The organism is Cognatiyoonia sp. IB215182 (assembly GCF_033963905.1).
GTDB lineage: Bacteria > Pseudomonadota > Alphaproteobacteria > Rhodobacterales > Rhodobacteraceae > Yoonia.
Window position 1 is genome coordinate 430,795 of record NZ_JAXBMB010000002.1, and the last position, 23,980, is coordinate 454,774.

The window sequence follows — 23,980 nt, forward strand, 5'->3', positions numbered from 1 at the left end:
GCCGCCTTGCAGACCACAGCCACCCCCACGACAACCGCGACGCAACTGCCCCAGGTGCAGCATCAGCGCAACGATGGCACGGCGCTTGACCTCGATTGGGTCATGGCTGCGCAGGCAAATACATCGGCCATCGAACGACGCGCGAAAACGCTGCCCGGCAGGCGCAGCGTGAAGAAAGACTATCAGGCAGCATGGCTTTGCAAGGCGATCAGTCTGATGGACCTCACCACATTGTCGGGCGATGACAGCGAAGGCCGCGTGCGCCGTCTGTGTGCAAAGGCGCGCCAGCCTGTCGCGCAGCCGATCCTTGAGGCGCTGGGGATGACCGGTCTGACCACCGGCGCCGTCTGTGTCTATCACGACATGGTGCCCACCGCCGTTGAGGCACTGACAGGCTCCGGCATCCCTGTCGCCGCCGTCTCAACCGGCTTCCCGGCGGGTCTCTCGCCGTTCCCACTACGGATCGCCGAGATCAAGGAAAGCGTGAAAGCAGGTGCCGAGGAGATCGACATCGTCATCAGCCGACGACACGTCCTGACCGGCAATTGGCAGGAGCTTTATGATGAGATGAAAGAAATGCGCGCGGCTTGCGGTGACGCCCATGTCAAGGCGATCCTCGCCACCGGTGAACTCGGTACCCTGCGCAACGTCGCCCGCGCCTCGCTTGTCTGCATGATGGCCGGGGCCGATTTCATCAAAACCTCCACCGGCAAGGAGCCGGTCAACGCAACCCTGCCCGTGACACTCACGATGATCCGCGCCATCCGCGACTATCAGGATCGCACGGGCATCAAGGTCGGCTACAAACCTGCGGGCGGGATTTCCAAGGCTAAAGACGCGCTGGTCTACCTCGCCATGATCAAGGACGAGTTGGGCGATGCATGGCTGCAACCCGACCTCTTCCGCTTCGGCGCATCGAGCCTCTTGGGCGACATCGAACGACAACTCGAACACCACGTTACCGGCGCCTATTCGGCGTCGTGGCGGCATGCGATTGGCTAGTGCACACTCTTGAACATATGTCCTGCCCGGCGGCACGCCGGGCAGCCCCCGACCGCCCCCCCGGGCGGGGGCTTCACCCCCACCCGCGGTCGGGGACCGTCCTCAGCACTTGGGCCGACAGACAATGACCATCAAAGAAATCTTCCACACCATGGATTACGGCCCCGCCCCCGAAAGCGCGTCCGAGGCGCTGCAATGGATCGCTGACCGTGGCGGCATCGCAGGCCATTATATCAACGGCAAATGGGGCCCGCTGCGCGACGATTTCCCCTCCAACAACCCGGCTACGGGCGAGAAGCTGGCGGGCGTCACCAAAGGCACGGCAGAGGAAATCGACACGGCGGTCGCCGCCGCCCGCAAGGCCCAGCCCGCCTGGGCTAAGTCAGGCCACAAACGCGCCCGCATCCTCTATGCCATCGCCCGGCTGATGCAAAAGCATTCCCGCCTGCTCGCCGTGATGGAAAGCCTCGACAACGGCAAACCCATCCGCGAAAGCCGCGATATCGACGTGCCCCTCGCAATCCGCCACTTCTACCACCACGCCGGTTTCGCCCAGCTGATGCGCACCGAGCTGCCCGACCGTGAACCGCTTGGCGTTTGCGGCCAGATCATCCCGTGGAACTTCCCGCTCCTGATGCTCGCCTGGAAAATCGCGCCCGCGCTCGCCATGGGCAACACGGTCGTCCTGAAACCCGCTGAATATACGTCGCTGACCGCCATGATCTTCGCTGAGATTTGCACCGAGGCAGGCGTCCCCGCCGGCGTCGTCAACACCGTGACGGGCGATGGCGAAACCGGCGCGGCCCTCGTCAACGCCGATGTCGACAAAATCGCCTTCACCGGCTCCACCGAAGTGGGCCGCAAAATCCGCGAGGCGACTGCTGGGAGCGGCAAGGCCCTCTCCCTCGAACTCGGCGGCAAGAGCCCCTACATCGTCTTCGACGATGCGGACATGGATTCAGCCGTCGAAGGCCTCGTCGACGCCATCTGGTTCAACCAGGGCCAGGTCTGTTGCGCCGGATCACGGCTCTTGGTGCACGAAGGCATCGCCGACCGTTTCTACACCAAGCTAAAGGCCCGCATGCAGAACCTCCGCATCGGCGACCCGCTGGACAAATGCATCGACGTGGGCGCCATCGTGGACCCGGTCCAACTCGACCAGATCACCAAGATGGTGGACGCAAACACCGACGGCGAAACCTTCCAGACCACGGCCCCCAAGGGCTGCTTCTACCCCCCAACCCTCATCACCGGCATCGCCCCCGCATCGACCCTGATGCAAGAGGAAATCTTCGGCCCCGTCCTCGCTGCCACAACCTTCCGCACGCCCGCCGAGGCCGTGCAAATCGCTAACAACACGCGCTACGGGCTCGCGGCCTCGGTCTGGTCGGAGAACATCAACCTCGCCCTCGACATCGCCCCCAAACTCGCCTCGGGCATCGTCTGGATCAACGGCACCAACATGATGGACGCCGCCGCTGGATTTGGCGGTGTGCGCGAAAGCGGCTTCGGACGCGAAGGCGGCTGGGAAGGGTTGGCAGGCTATACAAAGCCCAAAGGCACACCTAAAGCGCTGAAGAAGATCGACGCCTACACCACCGAAGACGGCACCCCCGCCCACCCGCTCGACCGCACCGCAAAACTCTATATCGGCGGCAAACAGGCCCGCCCCGACGGCGGCTATTCCAAGCCCGTCTACAGCCCGCGCGGCAAACTGCTGGGCCACGCATCCGTCGCCAACCGGAAGGACCTGCGCAACGCCGTAGAGGCGATGAACGGAGCCAAGTCTTGGTCCAAGACCACAGGGCATCTGCGCGCGCAAATCCTCTACTACATCGCCGAAAACCTGTCAGCGCGGGCCGAAGAACTTGCCAAGCGGATCAAGGACCTGACCGGCAAATCCGGCCAGGATGAGGTCGATCACTGCATCCGCACCTTGTTCACCTTCGCCGCCTGGGCGGACAAATATGACGGACAGGCACATGGTGTTCCGATCCGCGGCGTTGCGCTGGCCATGAAAGAACCTATCGGCAATATGACCGTCTTCTGCGAAGATGGCTGGCCACTTTTGGGCATGATCTCCCCAATGGCCGCCGCCATCGCCATGGGCAACCGGGTCACGCTGATCGCGTCAGACCCGTTCCCGCTCATGGCCGCCGAGCTTTACCAGTTGCTTGAAACCTCGGATGTACCTGGCGGGGTGGTCAACATCCTGACCGGCGATCACGCCGAACTCGCCCCGCACGCCGCCGCACATATGGATATCGACGCAGTCTGGTCTTTCTCCGGTGCCGATATCTCCGCCGTGATCGAAAAGGCCAGCACGGGCAACCTGAAACGGACCTGGGTGAACCACGGCAAGATGATCGAGCCAACCGCGCGCGACATGCTGGCCGCCGCAACCGAGATCAAAAACATCTGGATCCCCTACGGCGAGTAAGATCTCCCCTCTTTTGGCTTAAAATATCCTGGGGGAGGCCCGGAACGGGACGGGGGCAAAGCCCCCACCAAAAATGTCGTCGGCGCAGCCGTCCTTTAGGTCACTTCTTCGACCGCCACGTATCCAGCCATCGCCGCAAGCGCCCGCGCCGTTCGGCCACGCTCGCCTGCACTTCATCAATCTGCTCCCCCGCCGCATCAAGGATCGGATCAACAGACCGTTCGCGGAATTGCCGCCAGGCGGCGCGCACAAACAGGATTGCGGCCATCAGGAAGATGAAGAAGAAGATGTTGAACCACGGGATGATTGTCACATCCGGGTCCGCGACCGTCCGCACCGCCACAGCATTGGGATAGATGCTCGCCCAGCGCACGCGCCAGCCGTAATGCGTGACCACAACCCATTCATCTCCACGGGCAAGATTGGCCGCCTCCGCCTGCAGATCGGCGCTGTCGAACTTGAAGTAAGGCGGATAGATCCAGCCTGTATCTTCGTTCCGATAAACCATCACGCTGTCGCTGTCGCGGCGGACAAATCCGAGCAGGAATGTGTCCTGCTTCTGCGTATTGATCAGACGAAGGTCGCGCGTGGGCTGCTCTGCCGCGCCCGCATCCGCCTGCGCATAGAAGATCCGATTGAACGAACTGAAATCGGTGCGAATGATCTCTGTCGATGTGACCTTCACCACATCATGCTGCGGCAGGATGTAGTGGAAATAGAGACCCAGCCCCACGAAAAACACGATGCGGAAGATCGTTTTGACACGTTGCATATCGAAAACCCTCAATTCGCGTTGATCGTATAGGCGATGGCCGCAATGACAACAGTGGGGATGACATAAACAAGCCCAATCAGCTTGGGCCGAATGGAACTGTCATAGGCTTTCAGCCCTTCCGCGATAAACGCGTCCCGCGCGCCCGGCGCTCCACCTTCGGGATGTTCGGCATCGAACTGGTTCTCCAACCGCTCCTTGCGCACCGACCGCGAAAAAAGCGCGATGGACCAATAAACCACCGTCAGCCCGATAAAGCCAAAGACAACCAGTTTCACAAAACCCATTTAACCTCTCCTCGGCGCGACCGCACCCCACGGGCCCACGCGGGTGATCAGATCAGGCTGCGCCACGGCCCGCGGCTCTTCCATCGCGGCCTCATGACCAAATAGCGCCGCCCGCGTTCCCGCCTTATCGACTTGGTACTCCCGGTCAAGAAAATCAACGACATAGGCCTGTTTTTCCGGCGGCCAGCCTGCATAGGTCCGGTAAAACAGCTCCTTGTGACAGATAAAGAGCTGCCGGAAATCAAGCGGGGTGAGTTCGGCCAAAAGCCGATTCACAAGATCCGCATCCGCATGCGCCTTGGCGCGCAAAGTATAGAAATAGGCCGGATGTTCTGACGTGATCTTGGGCCATGGCCCGTCTTCCTCCGCCCAGCGCAACAGCGCGGCAAGCCCCTGCCATTCCTGCGGCAGGTCCTTCGCATAGTGCCGCCCCAACCGGCGCAAATCCCGCCGCGTGGCCCCCAGCACATCCTCGCCCATCCGTGCCGCAACCGAGGCGACGATAAAATCCATCTTCTGCTGCAGGATCGCCGCCGCGTCCAAGCCGCGCGCCTCAACAATCGGCTCAACCAGGTCATTGAGTTCCAAAAACTTCGCGATGGCAGAGCGGTCTTCCAGATCGAAGGTATAGGCGATAGGCAAATCGCCGATCTCATCCTTGCTGCCCGCCACAATCGCCGCCGGATGCGGCACACCACGGAAAAGATACATGCCGCCGAAATGGTCGGTCCAGAAATTCTCCTGTACGAACTCCGTCTGCCGCAACTGCACCGGGTTGCGCATAACATCCCCGGTTTCTTTCGCCATCCCGATCATCTCGGCAATCAGGACATCGTCAAACCAGGCATCCGGCTCGGTCTTGAACCGGTCAATCATCCCGCCCAATTTTGCCGCAGTCGCGACCGTCCCGCTTGTCGTATCTGCCTCAATCCGCACTTTGCGCAGATCAAAAAGGCGCGCTGGCGTATCGGCCACGTAAACGGAATTCACCAGTTCCCCCGCCACCGCATCCCGCGTGGTCAGCGCGAAAAGCTGTGCGCGATTTTCAGCGATGAACTGTTTCAGGATCCCCCGCGCGGTCGAGAATTTTGCGTTCAGAAGCGGTGCGGTTGCCTGTTCGGTCGTCAGCAGAATGAACTGCCGGTTCACGCCCGCATGGTTCAGATAGAGGTCATCGCCAAACTCATCCCCGATCTCTGGCGAATAACCCGAGACATCAATATGAAACACATCCAGGCCTGTTTCGCGCCCAGAAAGATGTTTCAGCGCACGATTGTAACGTTCGACCAGAACGGGCGAATCCACCCGGATCAGGTTCCCGAACATCAACCCCTTTTCGATCAGAAGGTGCATGTCAATTACCTAACTCGTTGCATCCTTGTCGTTCCAAAGATCCATCTCCAGCATTCGTTCCAATCCTAGCTTCATCTCTCGAACCAATAGGGCGTCCAGTCGGACTCTTTGCGCTTCACTTAGCTTCTCGCTACGTTCCAAGATGTCATCTGCAAGATGTACCACCTCCACAACGCCCGCTGATCGCACCTTCCGTACGCAACGTTTGTGTGTTTCTCGAAACTTAAGTTTTGGCAACGTGCCAATGACGCTCATTGAATGCGAGTATACTTGTTCATCGAGAGATTTTGGCGTTCTTGGGTAATCCGAAAGCTCGGGTCCATAAAACATTGGGATAGTCAGGGGCAAACGGTTCTCTAGCAGATTTCCAGCTTCGTCGACAAAACCGCTAAAATCATCCTCTTCGTGCAAGAAACCCATTGGCTTCATCGCGCTCAGGCGATCGCATGCGCGGACCATCGCCGTAAGTTTGGCATCAATGACATCGGATAGTTGTGTTTGCTCCCGTTGGATCTGCTCGTCTCGGAAAATCTTTCCTTGGGCTTCTAGCAGTTCTGCTTGCTTTGTTTGAGCGTCCGCCATTTTTTCAAATTCAGCGCGCTGCTCACGAAGTTCGGTAGCTTGTAACCAAACCGTCACGATGAGCCAAACAAAGGCTAGACTTCCGGCAAATCCCGCCAGTGTGTCTCCAATTTCGTTGGGCGGGGACTGAACAAGCGTTTCCCACTTTGACGTGCATGGTGGGACCCAACCACAAACCTCGCCTTCAAGCATGGCAAGTGTAAAAACTCCAAAAACAAAAATGGTTAACACAATGCCAATCAGAAAGGGCAGCTCCTTCCATATTGGTCGATCTAAGCGATCGGGTTTTACCATGTCTCCTTCACCCATTTGCGCGGCAACCCAGCCACAGACAGCACCATGATCGGTGCCCAGATCAAGGCCGAGGCCAAACCCAAACGCCCGAAGAACACCACATTCGCAAAGAAGCCAGGCTCCAGCAGCGCGCCCGCGTCCGCCCCCTGCCCAACATAAAGCAGAAAGAACCCCAAGCCCGCCAAACCGAACAGGATGAAGGTCGATAGAAACGCGTTCAGCATCAGTGGCTTCACCCCCTCTGGCAAAACCCGCGCCAGAAGGCGCGGCACCAGAAACCCCAGAAGGCCGAGGCCCAATGCGGGCAGCAGCAGGCTGTCCGAGATCAGGTTCACCGCAAAAGCCTCCGCCGACCCTGCATCATCCCTTGCTCTCCAGATACCGTTTCTTGGCGATCTCCTGACGCCCAAAGTCACGCACCATCGCCTCAATCGCAACCTCGTCCGATTTATCGGCATAGCGGAATTCGCTATCGGCGTAGCGGTTGATCTCCTGGATCACCATCTCCACCGTGATGGGCTGGCGCAATTCCGAGATCATGCCCTTCTTGGTCTCGTAATCCTTGAAGAGGAACAGGTCCGGCTCCTCCATCCATTCATCGGGCAGTTCGAAGTCCATCGCGCGGACTTTCACCGCATCGGTGATGTTCTTGATGGCGCGGCCCGTGAACCGCTCATCCGCTTCCTGAATGCCCTTCAGATAGGTGCCCAGCTTGGCAATCGTATCCAGATCACCCACCTGCCCATGCACCCGCTCAAACACCCGCTGCAGCCCCTCTTCATGCGGCCGTGCATGGCTTTCAAAAGAAGCGGCGACGGCCTTTTTGATCTCCTGCGCGCTGAAAATCTCATGCTCACCGACGGGGATATCGTGGTTCTTGCCCATCAAGAGGTAGAGAATATCGATGTAATCCTCCCGCGTCTGGGGCCCATCGACCAGAAACCGCGCGCCCGCCCGCTGACGCAAGGCATCATCCACATTTTCGGGGTAATTCGAGAACATCCCGAACGTGCAATTCCCCCGGACAACCGTATTGGCGCCCGCAAAGCTCTCCATCAGGACAGCGGTAATCTCCAGCTGTCCCGCCGAAGACTGACGGTCCCCCCGCTTGCCCGCCAACTGGTCGATATCGTCAATCGTCCCGAACCCGATCACATGCGGGTCAAGCACATTGTTAATAAACGCCTTCGCATTCTGGCCCGACTTACCCTGATAGCTGTCGATATTGTCCGTGCTCAGGTTCTGATAGCGAAACGGGTAGCCCGCGATCTGGCAATAATCATTGATCATCCCCGCCATCATCTGGATCAGCGTCGTCTTCCCCGTCCCCGGCTTGCCATCGCCCATGAAGGTGAAGATGAAGCCGCCCAGTTCTGCAAACGGGTTCAGCCGCCGGTCGAAATCGTAAGCCATGAGCATCTTGCTGAGCTTCATCGCCTGATACTTGGCGATATGGTTGCCGACGACCTCATTGGGCTTCTTGAAGGTCATCGTTAGGGTGGACCCCTTTGCCGCGCGCGCAGGCGTAAATCCCTGCACCACAAAATCATCCGCCTCGACCCGCCAGGACGATTGGTTGAAGCTCTCCAACCGACCCGCAGTGGAGGCGCGCAGACTGACCTTCGACATCAACTGCTCGCAATAGGCCAGCATCGTGGCGATCAGCGTCGCCTCGTCCTTGGCAAATTGGCCCAGTTTCTGGTCCAATTCCCAAATCGCGCCATGCAGGGCGAGCGGTGCGTTATCCGTCAGCACCTCATCCACCGCGCCCACCTCGACACTCACTTCGGTCGCTTGCGCGGCCAAAAGAAACGATGAGGCGTTGGCAAAGGTGTAAAGCGCCACCAGCGACTCCGCCGCGAGGTATTCGGTAAACTCCACCGATCGATCCGCCGCCAACCGCCCCTCCAGATTGATGCGCTTCAACTCCGTCAGCGGCGTCTGATCTGAAAACGCATCCGCGACGGTGATGGCAATCGACAAGGCACGCCGCAAAGCATGGGCAACAGAAGCCTGCGCGGGCGAGGTAAGCGGATCATCATCATCGCTTTCCGCAATCCGATCGAGCAGCCGCACACCACCCGACGGCGCAGATGTCCGCGACAACAGCCCCGGCGTGGTCGACCGGAACCGGCGGCGGGTTGCCGCCACATCGGGCGATTTCTCCGGCTGCTCCAAAGACAGCCGCGCCTGCGCCAGCCGGGGCGTATGATCAAGCTGCATCAGCATCTCGGTAGCTGGGCTGTAATGGGCGCGGATATCCTCCTCACGCAGTTCCATCTGATCGCTTGATTGGCTCATATAACCCTCATCATCTTGCCAAAAATACTCCCGCCGGAGGCTCCGGCACCTGCCACAAAAACTGCCGGCTCACCGGTAACTCAACACCCGCCCGCCATCGCTCACCACAAACTTCCGCACCTGCCGAAACCCCGGCGGGTTGCGTTCGGCCAGCGCCTGATAAGGCCGTTCCGGCATGATCAAAGACCGCTCCATCCGGCTCGCCCCCGTCTCGGCCCCGCCGCCCTCAAACGGGTCCAGCGCAAAAATCTGCCGCTCGACCGAACCAAACCAGCCCGATTTCACCTGCTCCACCCGTTCCGAGACCAGCTCTTCCTCCGTCCAGACCAGCGCCCAATCCTCGCCCACCGGCGCATTCGCGGCCTTCAGCACGTCGCGCAAAGGCCCCGATTGCTGCGTGAACGTATAGGAATACATCGGCCCGATATGAAAGCGGCGCAGGCGGACGGGATGCAGATCGTCAAAATCCTCGTCAAAGCCTTTCGCAATCGTTAAGAGCTTCAGATGCGCCAGCGATTGCGCCATCAGATGCGCCTGTGCCTCTGGCCAGCGGCGCTCATCCTTAGGCAGGCCCGTCCGCCCGGTATCCTCCAGATCCATCAGATAGATCGTGGGCAGGTTCACCTGGCTGTCATAAACCGCCCAATGGACCAGAAACCGCCGCCGGTCGCCATGATTTCCCAGCCACACAGCCTGCGGATCATTGCGCGCCCAAAACTGGTCCCCGCGCTGAAGCTCCTCGTAATAGAGCCGCTGCGACAGCGCATATTGCAGCTTCGTGGGGATCTCCTGTTCCGACAGGATCACCCGGACCATCTGATCCTTCAAGTCCCCGGCAGAAGGCATAGGGGCCAGATGCCGCTCTGCCTGCTGCGCATCATTGGCCATCTCCAACAGCTCTTGATAGATCGGAAACCCGCTTTCGCGCCGGTCAAAGGTCAGCTTGCCCGCATGCGCAAACCGGCCCGAGAAATGATATTTGTGCGAAAGTGCGGCAAACGTCCAGTTGAGCCCCACCAGATACCGCGCAAGCGCCTCGATATCCTTCCGCCCAAACCGCCCCTCAGCCTCCATCGTCGCGGCCACCTTGGTCAGGTAGCCCGTGATCTTGGAGAACTTCCCGAAATACCGCCGCGTGACGCGGGTATCTTCCAGCTTCATATGGTCGGCTTGGAGGTCGGCTGTCATCGCCCTTCCTCCCTACCTTGCTTAAAGGCCGCGATGTATTCTGGGAGCTTGGCCGCGAGGAACTTCAGCAAAAACATGAATGCAAAGCCGAAGAAACAGACATGAAACCATAGCGTCGAAAAGCGATGTAAGTAGTATTCAAACCATCCGACAACGACCCATCCATAGCGCTTATCTGCGAGGGCTGTGTCATGTGCCGGGTTATCGCGGAACATCAGTTGAGGAAGGTCATCTTCAATCCGCATATCGAGAACGACACCATTGGAATAGAGTTGCGCAAGAACGCCGAAAGCGAGCATCCCTATCCAGAACAGGTGAACGAAACGATTAGCAAGGACCTGGTCGATCCACCGCTCCATCCGGGTATCTTCCAGCTTCATATGGTCGGCTTGGAGGTCAGTTTGTGTCATGAGTTAACCTGAAAACACCAATTAAAAGATGCTTCCACTGGATAGACCGACAGACGGAAACAATCTGATGTCACGTTAGCCCGCCTGAGCCATCACCCGTTTTCCCCAGACCGGACGTGTCAGCCCCTGCATCACCGCTGACATAGGCAAGGGCAAAAATGCCTGTCGCAATACCTGGCAAGTACCACAAGTAAGATGCCTCAAATAAAACGCACAAAATGATGAGTAGAGCAGCAATAGCCAACAGCAAACCAGCGACTTTGAGGCGACGTTTCATTGCGCGCCATACTGATTGCTATCATGCTTCTCCACGATTTCCTGGAACCGGCGGATAAAGCGTTCGTCCGCTTTCGCCTTCTGCTCCAGGACCTCGCGGGCAAAGACCATGTGGTCTTCATGGGCTTCCAGCATATCCGCCATCCGGGCGTTGGTGGCCGAGCCGATGGCTGCCATGGCCGTCTGCGCCTCCTGATCGGTCTTCACACCAATCTCGTTGATCTGGTGCGCCACATCCTGTTGCTGCGCTGTCTTCAACGACTTTGACAGCGCATCATAAAGCACCACCCGCTGTTTTGTATCCGTCTGCAGCTTGTTGATCAGCACCATCTGCGTCGCCGCCTGGTTCTGCAGTGAGTCGATCCAGGTCTTGCCCTTTTCGATATAGCGCTCCAGCGTCTGGGATTTCGCGAGCTTCACCTGCTCTTGCTGCACCATCTCGTTATATTGCGCGTTCAGCGCGGCAAGCTCGGTCTCCAACTTCGTTCGCGCCGCCGCATCCTGTTCGACGGAAATCTTGCCCTCAAGCTCAATAATCTTGGGATCCATTGCCAGGATATCCGCGCGCACCGTTTCCAATTCGCCCACGGTCACTTCACGCTCTTCCAGCGTCCCGGCGAGGTTCTTTTCCACGCTGTCTTTCTGTTCGTTCAGGATCCCCAACTGCCCTTCCAAGAGCTTCATGATCACGTCGGATTTGCTGATCAGGTCCTGCAGCTTGTCATCGATCGAGGCCGTGCGCATCCGCTCTTGTCGCATCGATTCCGCCTTACCCTTGCTGAAGATGCCGATGAACGTCTCCATCCCGGTTTTTGAGCGCATCTCATCAAAGTCTTTCGAAAAAGCAGATGTCACATCGTCGAGGCCCATGATCAACTCGGCGATATTGGCATTCATCAGCTCAGTATGGGCATGCACATCTTCCAAAGACGCATTCTCGATATCCACAGAAATATCCGTACCCTGCGCCATCTTCTGGCGGGCCGTCTCAATCCGGCTGGTCAATTCCGAGATTTTGCTTTGCGCCTCGGCCACCTGCGCCTGCGATTCCTTAATCTGCGTTTCGAAATTCGCCATAAACTGTCCCTTTATTACTCTGCGATATCAGTGACATAAGCACTGAGGGCGCAAAATTAAACCACAAGGCACATCCTCACGCGCCCATTTCGCGGCAATTGTGGCCTGACAGACATGCAAAGAAAAGCGCTTAGGCCTCGTCAAAAACCGGCGGGCGATCCAGCGCCTCGGCCTCGGGCCCAAGCAATTGTTCGGGGTCGATGATCTTGGGCGGCAATTCGATCCCGCGCTCGTAGTTTTCGGGGTCGACGCGCAGGGATTCATCCCGGTCCCGGATATGGACCTGCATCGGCACCTCGATCTGGTCGTAAAGGTGGATGATGTCCTGGTTGAACATGCGGATACACCCAGCCGAGCCGGAATTTCCGATAGATTCCAGATCGTTGGTGCCATGGATGCGATAGAACGTATCGCGACTGCCGCGATAAAGATAAAGCGCCCGTGACCCAAGCGGGCTACGCAGCCCACCCGGCAACCCGGCGGCAAACGGGCCATATACTTCGGGTTCGGTCCGCAACATATTCTGCGTCGGCGTCCAGCCCGGCCATTTGCGCTTGAGCCTTATCGTCGCCTTCCCCCGGATCGACCGGCCCTGCCGCCCGACCCCCACCGGATAGCGCGTCGTCGTCCCGTCCTCGCGGATGTGATAAAGAAACTTCGCAAACGGGTCGACGTCGAGTGTATTTGGCCCCTGCTCCCCGTTGTAAATCCCCGACATACGACGATTGACGCCTTGGGTGTAGCGGGTCGGAATGCCCGGCAAATTGTACCCCGCATCTGGGAGCGGGCCATAGCCCGGCAGATAATCCGCGCGCGACGACAGATCGAGAATCTCCGTTGGCTCCACACGCGGCGCGCAGGCGGCAGCGCCACTTGCCAGCATCATCGCCCCGAAAGACCTGCGTGTCAGTCCCGTCATATTCCTTGTCATCCCACCCGGATTCATCGCGAATCATCTGGTAACACCTTGACGGCAGAGGGCAAAACACCGCCCCGGCAAGTTTCTGCACTTGCATTACAAAATGTGACAATTGAGAGGGCGGAGAAGCGGAAACGGTTGTCGAGCGGCTTGTGAGACAAGGCGCACGTCGACACACGTTATCGTAGACTGAAGGGGTAGGATACTATGACCGGATTGCAGACGAAGTTGACTCTCGTTGCGTCTGCGCAAATGACTGCTGCTGAACCATTTGGTTTCTTCAAAAAACGCACCGCCATGACGCCATTTCCGTATGATGACCCTATTTGGGACGAGGCCCCGCACTGCTACGGGATCGGTGCGAATGTCCTGTTGGCAGAGCTGGAAAAGGAATGGAGCGATGAAGCCGCTAACTACCTCTTTTTCTCTGCGCTGCTGCATCAAGGGACAACCTATCCTGCAAGCTATCTAGCCATCCCACATTTGCTCCGACTTGCCGAGAATCTGGCAGGCGAACCACGGCGTATGATTGCAAATCTCCTCGGCGGCATAGCCATGGCGGGGCAGCAGCCTGCCCATGCTGACTACTCTGGCGTTTCCTGCACGCCGGACAGTGCATGGTTGGAAACAGAAGTTGGCAAAGCGGCAGCGAAAGAATTCGAAAAGAGCCTGCCGCGGATTGCAGCTCTATCCATCGAATCCTACAGGGAGCATCCGTCACACTACTTTGCGTCTGGTTTGGCCGCCGCCGAAGGCGAGATCGACTTTGCAACGTGGCTCACCATCGGAGAGAATGGTGGGTTCAAGTGTCCGACCTGTTGTGGCGACCATCAATGGTGGTTGCTCGACACAAACATGTGCATCTACAAAAACGACGATGTCTTCGGTCTGGGAGCGAAATGGCTCGAAGACTACGACAGAAGAACGTTTGAGCACGCCAATAGTATCGCCAGACCTCAAGTTGAACTTTCGCAGATTTCAGCTTTACGAGCACAGCTTGGCTCGCTCGATCCCATTACGGATGGTCTTTTCGCCAACTTCCAATCTACAGTTGTTTGCGCCCATTGTGGTTGGGTTGGGCAACACCCTTAGAAACATCAGCATGTTGCCATCTCAGATTCTTCAAGCGTCCATGTGTGTAAAACGCAGCATCAGTCAATTTGGATTCGCTTCAGACATTTCATAAATCGCACGCGCTGACCGAAACCTTCTCTCACAAATCCGCAATCGACGTATCACGAACTACGCCACCACGTTATGCTGCGGCCCATACGGGAACCCTGTGATATTCTCGTTCCCATCCTCCGTGATGAACAGGATATCATGTTCCCGGTACCCGCCCGCGCCCGGCGTGCCTTCCGGAATCGTCAGCATCGGCTCCATCGAGATCACCATGCCCGGTTCGAGGATCGTCTCAATATCCTCGCGCAATTCCAGCCCCGCCTCGCGCCCGTAATTATGCGACAGCACGCCAAATGAATGACCGTATCCGAAGCTGCGATACTGCAGGAGGTCCCTTTCGGCGAAGAAGGCATTGATCTCCGCCGTCACCTCCGCACAAGACGCGCCCGGTTTCAAAAGCGATATGCCCAGTTCATGGGCCGCCACATTCGCCTCCCATATCTTCAGGCTCGCCTCATCCACTGATCCCAGAAACAGCGTCCGCTCAAGCGCCGTGTAATACCCGCTGATCATCGGAAATGTGTTGAGCGACAGGATATCGCCCTCCTCCAACGCCCGTGCCGTCACCGGGTTATGGGCGCCGTCCGTGTTGATGCCGGACTGAAACCAGACCCAGGTGTCACGATATTCGGCCTCAGGAAAGCGTTTGGCGATCTCCATCTCCATCGCGTCACGCCCGGCCATGGCCACGTCAATCTCGCGCGCGCCTGGTTTGATTGCGTCGCGGATGGCCTCGCCGCCCAGATCGGCCACTGCCGCGCCTGCGCGGATCAAATCCCGCTCTGCCTCGGACTTGCGCATGCGCTGCTGCATCGTTTCCGGGGCGAGGTCGATCAGACCGGTAGGATGCAAATGATGCCGCAACGCCTGTGATTGCGCGACGCTCATATGATCCGCCTCATACCCAACCACCCGGCCAATCCCGGCCAACGACCGGACCGCGCGCCAGAAATTGCTGCGTTCCCAATCGGTATAGGTCAGGTTGTCACCGAAAGACCGGCGCGAGGGCTGGCCGCCATCAATGCCTGCGCTGATCGTCACGCAGTCATGCGCAGTCACAACCAGCGCATAAGGCCGCCCGAAGGCGCAATAGAGGAAGCCGGAGTAATAGGCGACATTGTGCATCGAGGTCAGGATCGCCACCGCCACATCGCGGTCCGCCATGATCCGACGCAACCCGGTGAGGCGGGCCTCATATTCCGCCGTCGCGAAGGGCAGCGCCTTCTCACCCTGATGAAAACGAAAATATTGCGGACGATCGGTCATCGCAGACCCTTCTGACACAAGGCCCCGGCGTTCAGGACGGTGAACAAGAGATACGCGAAAACGCCATTTCCGCCGCGCGACGCTAGCCGCAGGTGCGCGCCAAATCAACCAGATCGGGCGATTTCGCTACGTGAGCGTCTCGCCCAGATCGAGCCCCTTCAGCACCTCATCCGCCGCCATTGGCCGCTTGCCCGCCCGTTGCGCGCGCGTGATTTCAACAGCACCGTCACCGCAGGCAATGGTGAATCCGCTCAGCACCGCACCCGGCGCACCGGTGCCCGCAAGAAGGCGAGACCCCAGCAGCTTAACCCGTTCACCGGCAACGTCACACCACGCGCCGGGAAAGGGAGAGAGGCCCCGGATCAACCGATCCACCTCTGCCGCCGGCCGCGCCCAATCCACCCGCGCTTCGGCCTTGTCGATCTTTTCGGCATAGGTCACGCCCTCGTCAGGCTGCGGTTCAGGCACAAGCGCGGGCAATTGATCCAAAGCCCTAGTAATCAGCCGCGCACCCAATGCGGTCAAGCGATCATGCAATTGCCCCGTGGTCTCCTCCGCCCCGATCGCCAAGGCTTCACGCAAAAGGACCGGCCCGGTATCCAACCCCGCCTCCATCTGCATGATACAAACACCTGTCTCAGCATCCCCCGCCATGATCGCCCTGTGGATCGGCGCCGCCCCCCGCCAGCGCGGCAAAAGCGAGGCGTGAATGTTCAAACAGCCCGCCTTGGGTGCATCCAGTACCGCCTGCGGCAGGATCAACCCGTAGGCGACCACCACTGCCACATCCGCGTTCAAAGCCGCAAAGGCCTCCTGCGCTTCCGCCCCTTTCAGCGAAACCGGATGGCGGACCTCCAGCCCCAATTCCTCAGCACGGGTATGCACTGGCGAAGGCCGCTCTTTCTTGCCTCGGCCCGCAGGACGCGGCGGCTGGCAATAGACCGCAGCAATCTCATGCCCCGCTGCCACCAAAGCGTCCAAAACCGGCACCGAAAAATCCGGGGTCCCCATGAATATGACGCGCAAAGGCCCCTCCTTCTCATGTTTCAAAATACCTCCGGTCGCCATTATCGCGCCATTGGTTCAAGCGACAATGGCGATGGCATCCGCGCTCTCAACTCGCACCCAACTTCCGGGCCCTCTTGATCAACATATCCCGCTTCACCCGGCTGAGATGGTCAAAATACATCTTGCCCTGCAAGTGGTCGATCTGGTGCTGCACGGATGTGGCCCAAAGGCCCACGAATTCCTGCCGGTCCCATTGGCCCTGCACGTTCAGAAACCGAACAGTCACCGCGCGCGGGCGCGAAATCTTCGCCCAAACCCCCGGCAGATTGGGCGAGCCTTCCTCATGGTCGCGCATCTGCACAGAGCTGTGCAGGATTTCAGGATTGGCCAGCCGGATCGCCCGGCCCCGCTCCTCCGAGGCATCCACGACCGCAAGCGCGAGGCTCACCCCCAATTGCGGGGCCGCCAAACCAACGCCCGGCATCGTGTCCATCGCAACGATCATCTCGTCCCACAGCGCACGGACCTCCTCGGTGATCGCCTTGACCGGGTCCGCAGGCTTGCGCAGGGCCGGATGCGGCCAGGGCACATAAGGGCGATGGCTCATCTTTCCACCCCGTGATCGGTGATCAGCACGCCGTTCAAGTGGTCCAGTTCATGGCAAAAGCAGATGGCCTGCGGGCCTTCAAACCGCGCCTGCCGCACAGCACCATCAGCATCCTGCCACCGCGCCTCGACCCAAGAAGGGCGTTTGACGTCAAAGGCGCGCTCCGGGATGGACAGACAGGCCTCTGGCCCCGTCACCACGTCCTCGGCCTGCGCCACAACCTCCGGATTAACAAAAGCAATCGGCGTATGCGGCCCGTCTTTCCAGGTCACATCGGTCACAAAAACCCGCGATGACACGCCGACCTGCGGGGCCGCCAACCCGCGTCCGGGTGCGGCATACATCGTCTCGAACATATCCGCGATCAGCGTCGCCAGATCCTCATCGAACTGCGCCACGGGTGCCGCCACCGCCCGCAGAACCGGCTCCCCGATCAAACACACCTCGCGCAAGGCCATCAGCCGCGCGCCATCTCGCGTTTGCGCTTTTGCATCTTGCGGGTGATCATCTGGCGCTTCAGCGGCTTGAGGTAGTCGATGAACAGCTTCCCATCGAGATGATCGATCTCGTGCTGCACGCAGGTCGCCCAAAGCCCGTCAAAGCGTTCGCGCTGTGTCTTGCCGTCGAGATCAAGCCATTCCACATCAACCTCTGCCGGGCGTTCGACATCGGCATATTGCTCGGGGATCGACAGACAGCCCTCTTCATAGACATTGCGTTCGTCCGAGGTCCACACGACCTGCGGGTTCACCAGCACCATCGGCTTTGGCGTCGCCCCCTCGTCCTTTTCGCAATCCATCACGATCAGCCGCGACATCACCGCGACCTGCGGTGCCGCCAGACCGATGCCGGGGGCGTCATACATCGTCTCCAGCATGTCATCGGCAAGCCGCCTGATGTCATCGGTGATCTCGGCAACCGGGTCGGTCACCTTCTTCAAACGCGGATCGGGGTGGATCAGGATGTTACGCAAAGCCATGCAAGGGATTTAGGCCGCAGCACAGAAAATTGCAACGCAGCGCCGATGTAACCTTGACGTTACAAAACACTGCCATTATGTCACCCCAAGGTTACAAATTGAAAGGAGCTTCCATGTCGACCAACCCCGTCAGCCGCGCGCGCCTCTTCGGAAGCGCCGCAATCGTCATCGCCACCCTCTGTGCAATCAGCGCCTCGGTTCTTTCCATCGGACCGTCAGGTCTGACTTGGGCCGCGATCATCGCAACCATCGCAATTGGCTATGCCATTATCTCTGCCGTGATCAGCCTGCTTAACCCCGATGCGGCTGATGCCGCCTGGGACGAACAGAACAGCGCCGTCCATCGCGACAGCCTGATCTTTGGCTTCTGGGCCGTTCTCGCCGTCTTCATCCTCTTTCTGGCGCTCAGCCTGACGGGCCGCATGGATCCTGCGATGGCGTTCTACTGGCTCGGCCCCGTCCTCGGCGCAGTGCCGCCCGCCTATTACGTCGTCGCCGTCCTGCGCGGACGCGCTGAATGAGCGTCAGGCTCATCGTCCATCTGCGCGCCCACCGCACCAAGGCTGGCCTGACCCAGGCCGAGCTTGCCGATGCCGTGGGCGTGTCGCGCAAAACCATCAACACCATCGAAAACGGAGTCTTCACCCCGTCGACGATCCTCGCACTCACCCTCGCGGAAGAGCTTGAATGCAGCGTCCATGATCTGTTTGAATTGCCGGATGAGCAGGACTGAAACCATAGTCAAAGACGCCAACGCGGTCAGCATGCAGGACCTGTGCACCGCGATGGCCAGCGCCTTTTCTGATTACGCCGTCCCGATCAACCTGACGCTCCCTGCTTTCAGCTTCATGATGCAACAGCGCGGCCTCAGTCCGGAGGCATCGCGCATTGCCATTGTTGATGGTGAAGTCGCTGCAATCTGGCTCGTCTCCGTCCGTGATGGCGCCTCGTATCTGATCTCCAGCGGGACCATTCCGGAGTACCGAGGACGCGGGCTGGCCACCGACCTTGCCGAAGCCTCGCTCAGTCACCTGCGCCAAAACGCCGTCGCCACCTTCCAAACTGAAGTCCTTGTCGAAAACACGACAGCCTTCGGCCTCTATGAAAAGCTGGGCATGAAGAAACACCGGGACCTGTCCTGCTATATCATCACCGGCCCCAAACCGTCCGCTGCGACACCCGAAATCAACGAAGTCCCGTGGTCCGAAATCGCCTCAGCGACACAATCACTCCAAGACTGGCCACCTTCTTGGCAAAACAGCGCCCACTCCGTCGCGGCCATTGCCGACGACATCCGCTGTTTCTGCACCCACGACGACACAACACTGACAGGCTATGCAGCACTTGCCCCCGGCAGCGGCAACCTGCACCAGATCGGCGTTCAGCCCGATGCCCGCAGGCAAGGCATCGGCACCGCCCTGATCAACCATGCGCTCACCGTATCAGACGGCCCACTGCGGCTGATCAATGCCGACGCCGCCGATACCGGCTTTGCCGCGTTTGTCCGCTCGTTCCCTCATGAACAGACCCAAGGCCAATTCGAACTCCTGATGCCGCTCTGACGACCCACCCCGATTTTGCACCTTGCACTCCGCCCCGCCTTCCGTAGCCTGCACGCCGACCAGCAGGAGAGCCCCATGTCATTCGATCACGCCCCCGACCGCCGCAACACCCATTGCGTGAAATGGGACGCGATGGAGCAGCTTTTCGGCGTCAGTCCCGATGACGGGCTATCCATGTGGGTCGCGGACATGGAGTTCAAGGCCGCCCCGCCGATCCAAAAAGCCGTGCAGGACATGGTTGATCACGGGGTCTACGGCTATTTCGGGGATGAGAGCAAATACCGCGGGGCAATCCAGTGGTGGATGGCTGAGAGGCACGGCTGGCAGATCGATCCGTCCTGGATCTTCACCACCCACGGCCTCGTCAACGGCACGGCCATGTGCATCGACGCCTACACCAATCCCGGTGACGGCGTCGTCCTCTTCACCCCCGTCTACCACGCTTTCGCCCGCGTGATTGCCGCGGCTGAACGGCAGGTCGTGGAATGCGAGCTTGTCAACAATAACGGGCGGTACGAGATGGATTTCACCGCCTACGACGCGCAGATGACGGGAAATGAGCGGATGGTGATCCTCTGCTCCCCCCACAATCCTGGCGGGCGGGTCTGGACCAAGGCAGAACTGCAGGCCGTCGCGGCCTTCACCAAGCGGCACGAACTGATCCTGGTCTCAGACGAAATCCACCATGACCTGACCATGCCCGGCCAGACCCATACGCCCATGGCCCATATCGATGGGATCACCGAGCGGTTGATCATGATGACAGCAACCACAAAAACCTTCAACATCGCAGGCAGCCATGTGGGCAATGTCATTATCGAAGACCCTGACCTGCGCGCCCGGTTTGGCAAGCGGATGGCAGCCTTGGGCATGTCGCCGAACAGCTTTGGCCTCTTCATGGCCACCGCCGCCTATACGCCAGAAGGTGCGGCCTGGGTCGATGATTGCTGCGCCTACATCAACGAAAACCGCAAGATTTTCGACACAGGCGTCAACGCGATCCCCGGCCTCGCCTCCATGCCGCTTGAGGCCACCTATCTCGCCTGGGTTGACTTCACGAATACCGGCATGGCCCGCGAAGAATTCACCGCGCGCGTGCAGGACAAAGCAAAGATCGCCGCCAACCACGGCCCGACCTTCGGCAAGGGCGGTGAGAGCTTTCTGCGCTTCAACCTCGGCGCCCCGCGCGCGCACGTGGAAGACGCTGTGGCACGCCTGCAGGGGGCATTTGCTGATTTGCAGTAACGCCTACTAGAAGAACGGGCCGTACTTCCAATCGTCGGCGTCCGGCGTCACCTCGTCCAGATCATAATCCGCGCCCTGCAACCGCCTTGCGATATCCAGCCCGTCTGCCGCCGCCTGATCAACGAGTTGTCGACCCAATGCCTCGTCCTGCGCAACGCCATGACCGCGCATCAGGTTCAAGCCATGGTTAAAACGGGCAACCGGGTCACCAGCTTCCGCCGCGCGCCGATCCCATTCGGCTGACGCATCCGGATCATAGGCGCCACCCATGCCGTTGTTTTCCAACTGGCTCATCCAGGTCATCGCCTTGGTGTACCCCGCCTCGGCGCATTGTCGGGTCAGTTCCCGTGCAAGCTCATGCGCGTCATTCTTGGTGGCGTTGATGCCCAGCGAGCAGGTCACCGAGTCGATCACGCCCATTTCGATCTTGCGGATCAGCATTTCGCGGCCCGTATCCTGCGGGTTCAGAATGCCCAGTTCATCCTCCACCGTAACCGGTGGATCTGCATGAACCGTTACTGGAAACAGTGCGGCAAGAAGTACGAGATGTCGCATGTCGATGACCTCCACGCAGCGAATATATCATCCGGCGCACATCTCGTCACCGCGGCAAAGGTCATAGAGACCCTGACCGGTGCTGGCTGATGCCCCGTCGTTACAAATCGGTCATCTGGCTTTGATCCCCCTGTCATCTTGTTTCGCAACCCTTTGCGCGGGTGGTGCAACCACCCGTTGTGCCACCAAAAACAGGGAGACAGATATGCCAGTTACCACCAGCCGTCGTTCGCTGATCACCGGGGCCGCCGCCTCGGCGCTTGCCCTGCCATTTTCCGGCCTCTACGCCCGCCGCGCCGCTGCCTTGACGCGGATGGAGCCCATCGGCTCCCCCTATGGCCCCGTCGCACCGGTGCGCGATCAGGTCACCGGCCTGCCGCTTTTGCAATTGCCCGAAGGCTTCACCTACCAGACCTTCGGCTGGTCCGGCGATCTGATGGATGATGGCAACCCGACCCCCATCGACCATGACGGCATGGCTGTCGTCCGCTCGCGCGTTGTGAATGGCGAAACCGAGCTCACCCTCGTGCGCAATCACGAAGACAAGCTGAACCCCATGATCGGCACGATCCCGGCACCCGCCGTCTATGACACCGCTGACGTGGTGGATGAAGAGGATGCCGGTCGCCCCTCTGGCGGCACGACGAACCTTGTCTTTCGGGGTGGGAAGTTCGTCTCAACCGTGCCCTCACTTGGCGGCACCTTCGACAATTGCGCCGGCGGACCGACGCCGTGGGGCACGTGGCTGACCTGCGAAGAAGACCTGATCAACTTCACCGATCAAGGCGGTAAGAAACACGGTTATGTCTTTGAGGTGGCCGCTGATCCGGATCAGACCACCGGTAACCCCATCGTCGGCATGGGCCGCTTCGTGCATGAGGCGATCGCCTATGACCCGGTCTCAAACGCGATTTTCCTGACCGAGGACAGCCGCAATCAGGCGGGCCTCTACAAGTTCCTGCCCAATGATGACAGCCGTCGCATCGGCGCGCTGGAACAGGGCGGCGCGCTTTACATGGCCAAGGTCGCGGGCGAAGACAAGGCCGATCTGATCCAGCCGATCATGGGCGAAAGCTATCAGATTGAATGGGTGCTGATCGAAGACCCCGATCTGGACCCGCAACCCTTTACCGAAGCCCCACACGAGGCGGACAACCTCGCCTCAGGCCCCTTCGTGCAAGGCCGCGATGCGGGTTGTTTGCGGATGAGCCGCCTGGAAGGGTGCTGGTATTCCGCCTCTGACCGGCTGGTCTATCTGGTCGATACCTCATCCGGCGTCGATGAAGACGGTGCCATCGGACGCGGCGACGGCTCTGTCTGGACCTTCGATCCCGCCTCTGACCGGCTGACCTGCATCTTCCAGGCCGAGAACAAGGCGGCAGGCAACAATTTCGACAACGTCACCGTCAGCCCCCGTGGCGGCGTGCTGCTCTGCGAAGATGGCGGTGGCGTCGAAGATGATTTTGGCATTGGCGAACGCCTGATGGGCCTGACCCCGGCGGGCGAGACCTATCTCTTCGCCAAAAACAACGTGATACTGACCGAGGCCGACATTCGCGGCGCTGGCAAGTCGCTCGAATTCATCACCGCCGACGATCACCGCAACAACGAATGGGCCGGCGCGACCTTTGATCCCTCGGGCCGGTTTCTGTTTGTGAACATCCAGACGCCGGGCATCACCCTCGCTATCGAAGGTCCCTGGGAGCGCGGCTTGCTTTGATCAGATGAACGGGAGGGGCGGCTCTGGTCGCCGCCCTTCTCATCGCTCAGTTCGGCGCATCATTCTGTGCCAACAGGTCTGCCAATAGCGGATGCGGGAAACTCCTCCGGATCGTGACCGCAAAAAACGCCTCTGTAATCTTCAGATCAAAGGGCGCCGTCACAATCCGGCCAGAGGCGAATTCATCCGCCAGAACCACCGTCGGTGCCACCGCCAACCCGGCATTCGCCCGCGCTAGAAGCCTCACCATCGCCATATCATCCACATCCGCCAGAACACGCGGCGTAACCCCAAGTTTGGCCACCAGACTGTCAAACGCAATCCGGATCGCATTGTCGGTGGGCACGATAAGTGGTTCATTTTGCAGCGCTTCTTTCAGGCTGGCATGGCGCAGACGTTCCGGTGTGCCATGCAGTGCAACAACCTGCTCGGCCAGCCGATGTGCGGTAAAATCACCCCCCGCCTGGGGTGGTTCGGTCGTCAGCACCACGTCCAGCGCGAGAGATTTGAGCGCAGAAAAAAGCACTGCGGCACTGCCCGATTTCAACACCAGATCAACGCCCCCATCGGTCAGAAGCGGCGCCAGAAACCGCATCTGAAAGTTCCGCGACAGGGTGGAGAGCGCACCAACCCTTAACGGCGGCTTTACCATACCGCTGCCATCAAGCGTCGCCAGCAATTCCGCCCCCGTCCCAAAGATCCGATCCGCATGATCCAGCACAATCCGCCCCACTTCGGTCAGTTCCAGCTTGCGACCTACCCGCTGGAACAGATCATGGCCCAGCCGGGCCTCTAACTGCTTGATTTGAGTAGATAAAGCCGACTGAGACAGGTTCACGCGCGCGGCCGTCCGGGTCAGGTTGCCGTCATGCGCGACCTCGCGGAAATACCGCAGATGGTGATAATTCAGGTTGTCCATAGTTCTTTTTCATAGAACATTTCATGCCAAAAGATA

26 protein-coding genes are annotated in these 23,980 nt (G+C 59.5%); 8 read left to right on the forward strand and 18 right to left on the reverse strand.

Annotation, left to right across the window (positions count from 1 at the left end; translation table 11 throughout):
• Positions 1 to 6 precede the first annotated feature (6 nt).
• Both deoC and SLH47_RS05845 read left to right on the forward strand, forming a co-directional pair.
• Positions 7 to 1,002, forward strand: a complete 996-nt coding sequence (deoC, locus tag SLH47_RS05840) for a deoxyribose-phosphate aldolase (RefSeq protein ID WP_320238462.1) — start codon at positions 7 to 9, stop codon at positions 1,000 to 1,002.
• 124 nt (positions 1,003 to 1,126) lie between these two features.
• On the forward strand, positions 1,127 to 3,442 hold the full coding sequence (locus SLH47_RS05845) for an aldehyde dehydrogenase family protein (RefSeq protein ID WP_320238463.1): 2,316 nt from the start codon (positions 1,127 to 1,129) through the stop codon (positions 3,440 to 3,442).
• Between the two features lie 100 nt (positions 3,443 to 3,542).
• Here SLH47_RS05845 and SLH47_RS05850 read toward each other — a convergent pair whose 3' ends face one another.
• From SLH47_RS05850 to SLH47_RS05900, 11 genes are all read right to left on the reverse strand, one after another.
• Positions 3,543 to 4,214: a DUF1523 family protein gene (locus SLH47_RS05850; protein ID WP_320238464.1), complete on the reverse strand. Its 672-nt coding sequence runs from the start codon at positions 4,212 to 4,214 to the stop codon at positions 3,543 to 3,545.
• Between the two features lie 11 nt (positions 4,215 to 4,225).
• The gene (locus SLH47_RS05855) at positions 4,226 to 4,501 is read right to left on the reverse strand and encodes a hypothetical protein (protein ID WP_320238465.1); all 276 of its coding nucleotides are present in this window, start codon (positions 4,499 to 4,501) and stop codon (positions 4,226 to 4,228) included.
• Complete coding sequence (locus SLH47_RS05860) at positions 4,502 to 5,854, reverse strand: DUF6638 family protein (RefSeq protein WP_320238466.1); 1,353 nt, start codon at positions 5,852 to 5,854, stop codon at positions 4,502 to 4,504.
• A 9-nt stretch (positions 5,855 to 5,863) separates the two neighbouring features.
• On the reverse strand, positions 5,864 to 6,730 hold the full coding sequence (locus SLH47_RS05865) for a hypothetical protein (protein ID WP_320238467.1): 867 nt from the start codon (positions 6,728 to 6,730) through the stop codon (positions 5,864 to 5,866).
• Complete coding sequence (locus tag SLH47_RS05870) at positions 6,724 to 7,065, reverse strand: hypothetical protein (protein ID WP_320238470.1); 342 nt, start codon at positions 7,063 to 7,065, stop codon at positions 6,724 to 6,726. Before SLH47_RS05870 ends, SLH47_RS05865 begins: the two co-directional genes overlap by 7 nt.
• Positions 7,066 to 7,090: 25 nt before the next feature.
• Positions 7,091 to 9,031: an ATP-binding protein gene (locus tag SLH47_RS05875; RefSeq protein WP_320238471.1), complete on the reverse strand. Its 1,941-nt coding sequence runs from the start codon at positions 9,029 to 9,031 to the stop codon at positions 7,091 to 7,093.
• Between the two features lie 69 nt (positions 9,032 to 9,100).
• The gene (locus tag SLH47_RS05880) at positions 9,101 to 10,219 is read right to left on the reverse strand and encodes a hypothetical protein (RefSeq protein ID WP_320238473.1); all 1,119 of its coding nucleotides are present in this window, start codon (positions 10,217 to 10,219) and stop codon (positions 9,101 to 9,103) included.
• The gene (locus SLH47_RS05885; protein WP_320238475.1) at positions 10,216 to 10,599 is read right to left on the reverse strand and encodes a hypothetical protein; all 384 of its coding nucleotides are present in this window, start codon (positions 10,597 to 10,599) and stop codon (positions 10,216 to 10,218) included. The genes SLH47_RS05880 and SLH47_RS05885 overlap by 4 nt, the downstream gene beginning before the upstream one ends.
• A gap of 100 nt (positions 10,600 to 10,699) precedes the next feature.
• Positions 10,700 to 10,906: a hypothetical protein gene (locus tag SLH47_RS05890; RefSeq protein ID WP_320238477.1), complete on the reverse strand. Its 207-nt coding sequence runs from the start codon at positions 10,904 to 10,906 to the stop codon at positions 10,700 to 10,702.
• Positions 10,903 to 11,982, reverse strand: coding sequence for a hypothetical protein (locus SLH47_RS05895; RefSeq protein WP_320238478.1), 1,080 nt, complete (start codon positions 11,980 to 11,982; stop codon positions 10,903 to 10,905). Before SLH47_RS05895 ends, SLH47_RS05890 begins: the two co-directional genes overlap by 4 nt.
• A gap of 130 nt (positions 11,983 to 12,112) precedes the next feature.
• Complete coding sequence (locus tag SLH47_RS05900; RefSeq protein WP_320238480.1) at positions 12,113 to 12,901, reverse strand: L,D-transpeptidase; 789 nt, start codon at positions 12,899 to 12,901, stop codon at positions 12,113 to 12,115.
• Between the two features lie 252 nt (positions 12,902 to 13,153).
• Here SLH47_RS05900 and SLH47_RS05905 point away from each other — a divergent pair, with 252 nt between their 5' ends.
• Positions 13,154 to 13,993, forward strand: a complete 840-nt coding sequence (locus SLH47_RS05905; RefSeq protein WP_320238481.1) for a hypothetical protein — start codon at positions 13,154 to 13,156, stop codon at positions 13,991 to 13,993.
• A gap of 150 nt (positions 13,994 to 14,143) precedes the next feature.
• Here the strand turns inward: SLH47_RS05905 and SLH47_RS05910 are convergent, their stop codons facing one another.
• The 5 genes from SLH47_RS05910 to def (SLH47_RS05930) form a co-directional block, all read right to left on the reverse strand.
• A complete protein-coding gene (locus SLH47_RS05910) occupies positions 14,144 to 15,349 on the reverse strand; it encodes an aminopeptidase P family protein (protein ID WP_320238482.1) in 1,206 nt (401 codons plus the stop codon).
• 126 nt (positions 15,350 to 15,475) lie between these two features.
• On the reverse strand, positions 15,476 to 16,375 hold the full coding sequence (gene fmt / locus SLH47_RS05915) for a methionyl-tRNA formyltransferase (protein ID WP_320238483.1): 900 nt from the start codon (positions 16,373 to 16,375) through the stop codon (positions 15,476 to 15,478).
• 88 nt (positions 16,376 to 16,463) lie between these two features.
• Positions 16,464 to 16,964 (reverse strand): peptide deformylase, encoded by a 501-nt coding sequence (gene def / locus SLH47_RS05920; RefSeq protein ID WP_320238484.1) that lies wholly within the window; start codon positions 16,962 to 16,964, stop codon positions 16,464 to 16,466.
• A complete protein-coding gene (gene def, locus SLH47_RS05925; protein ID WP_320238486.1) occupies positions 16,961 to 17,422 on the reverse strand; it encodes a peptide deformylase in 462 nt (153 codons plus the stop codon). The genes def (SLH47_RS05920) and def (SLH47_RS05925) overlap by 4 nt, the downstream gene beginning before the upstream one ends.
• Complete coding sequence (gene def, locus SLH47_RS05930) at positions 17,422 to 17,943, reverse strand: peptide deformylase (RefSeq protein WP_320238487.1); 522 nt, start codon at positions 17,941 to 17,943, stop codon at positions 17,422 to 17,424. Before def (SLH47_RS05930) ends, def (SLH47_RS05925) begins: the two co-directional genes overlap by 1 nt.
• Before the next feature lie 113 nt (positions 17,944 to 18,056).
• On the opposite strand from def (SLH47_RS05930), the gene SLH47_RS05935 reads away from it, so the two are divergent.
• The 4 genes from SLH47_RS05935 to SLH47_RS05950 all read left to right on the forward strand — a co-directional run bounded on the left by SLH47_RS05935 (position 18,057) and on the right by SLH47_RS05950 (position 20,750).
• Positions 18,057 to 18,464 (forward strand): hypothetical protein, encoded by a 408-nt coding sequence (locus SLH47_RS05935; RefSeq protein ID WP_320238488.1) that lies wholly within the window; start codon positions 18,057 to 18,059, stop codon positions 18,462 to 18,464.
• Positions 18,461 to 18,676, forward strand: coding sequence for a helix-turn-helix transcriptional regulator (locus tag SLH47_RS05940; protein WP_320238489.1), 216 nt, complete (start codon positions 18,461 to 18,463; stop codon positions 18,674 to 18,676). The genes SLH47_RS05935 and SLH47_RS05940 overlap by 4 nt, the downstream gene beginning before the upstream one ends.
• Positions 18,663 to 19,505, forward strand: a complete 843-nt coding sequence (locus SLH47_RS05945) for a GNAT family N-acetyltransferase (protein WP_320238490.1) — start codon at positions 18,663 to 18,665, stop codon at positions 19,503 to 19,505. Before SLH47_RS05940 ends, SLH47_RS05945 begins: the two co-directional genes overlap by 14 nt.
• A gap of 75 nt (positions 19,506 to 19,580) precedes the next feature.
• Complete coding sequence (locus SLH47_RS05950) at positions 19,581 to 20,750, forward strand: MalY/PatB family protein (protein ID WP_320238492.1); 1,170 nt, start codon at positions 19,581 to 19,583, stop codon at positions 20,748 to 20,750.
• 6 nt (positions 20,751 to 20,756) lie between these two features.
• On the opposite strand, the gene SLH47_RS05955 is transcribed toward SLH47_RS05950, so the two are convergent.
• A complete protein-coding gene (locus SLH47_RS05955; RefSeq protein ID WP_320238493.1) occupies positions 20,757 to 21,305 on the reverse strand; it encodes a sel1 repeat family protein in 549 nt (182 codons plus the stop codon).
• 205 nt (positions 21,306 to 21,510) lie between these two features.
• On the opposite strand from SLH47_RS05955, the gene SLH47_RS05960 reads away from it, so the two are divergent.
• Complete coding sequence (locus SLH47_RS05960; RefSeq protein WP_320238495.1) at positions 21,511 to 23,025, forward strand: PhoX family protein; 1,515 nt, start codon at positions 21,511 to 21,513, stop codon at positions 23,023 to 23,025.
• Between the two features lie 46 nt (positions 23,026 to 23,071).
• Here the strand turns inward: SLH47_RS05960 and SLH47_RS05965 are convergent, their stop codons facing one another.
• Positions 23,072 to 23,944: a LysR family transcriptional regulator gene (locus tag SLH47_RS05965; RefSeq protein WP_320238496.1), complete on the reverse strand. Its 873-nt coding sequence runs from the start codon at positions 23,942 to 23,944 to the stop codon at positions 23,072 to 23,074.
• Between the last annotated feature and the right edge of the window lie 36 nt (positions 23,945 to 23,980).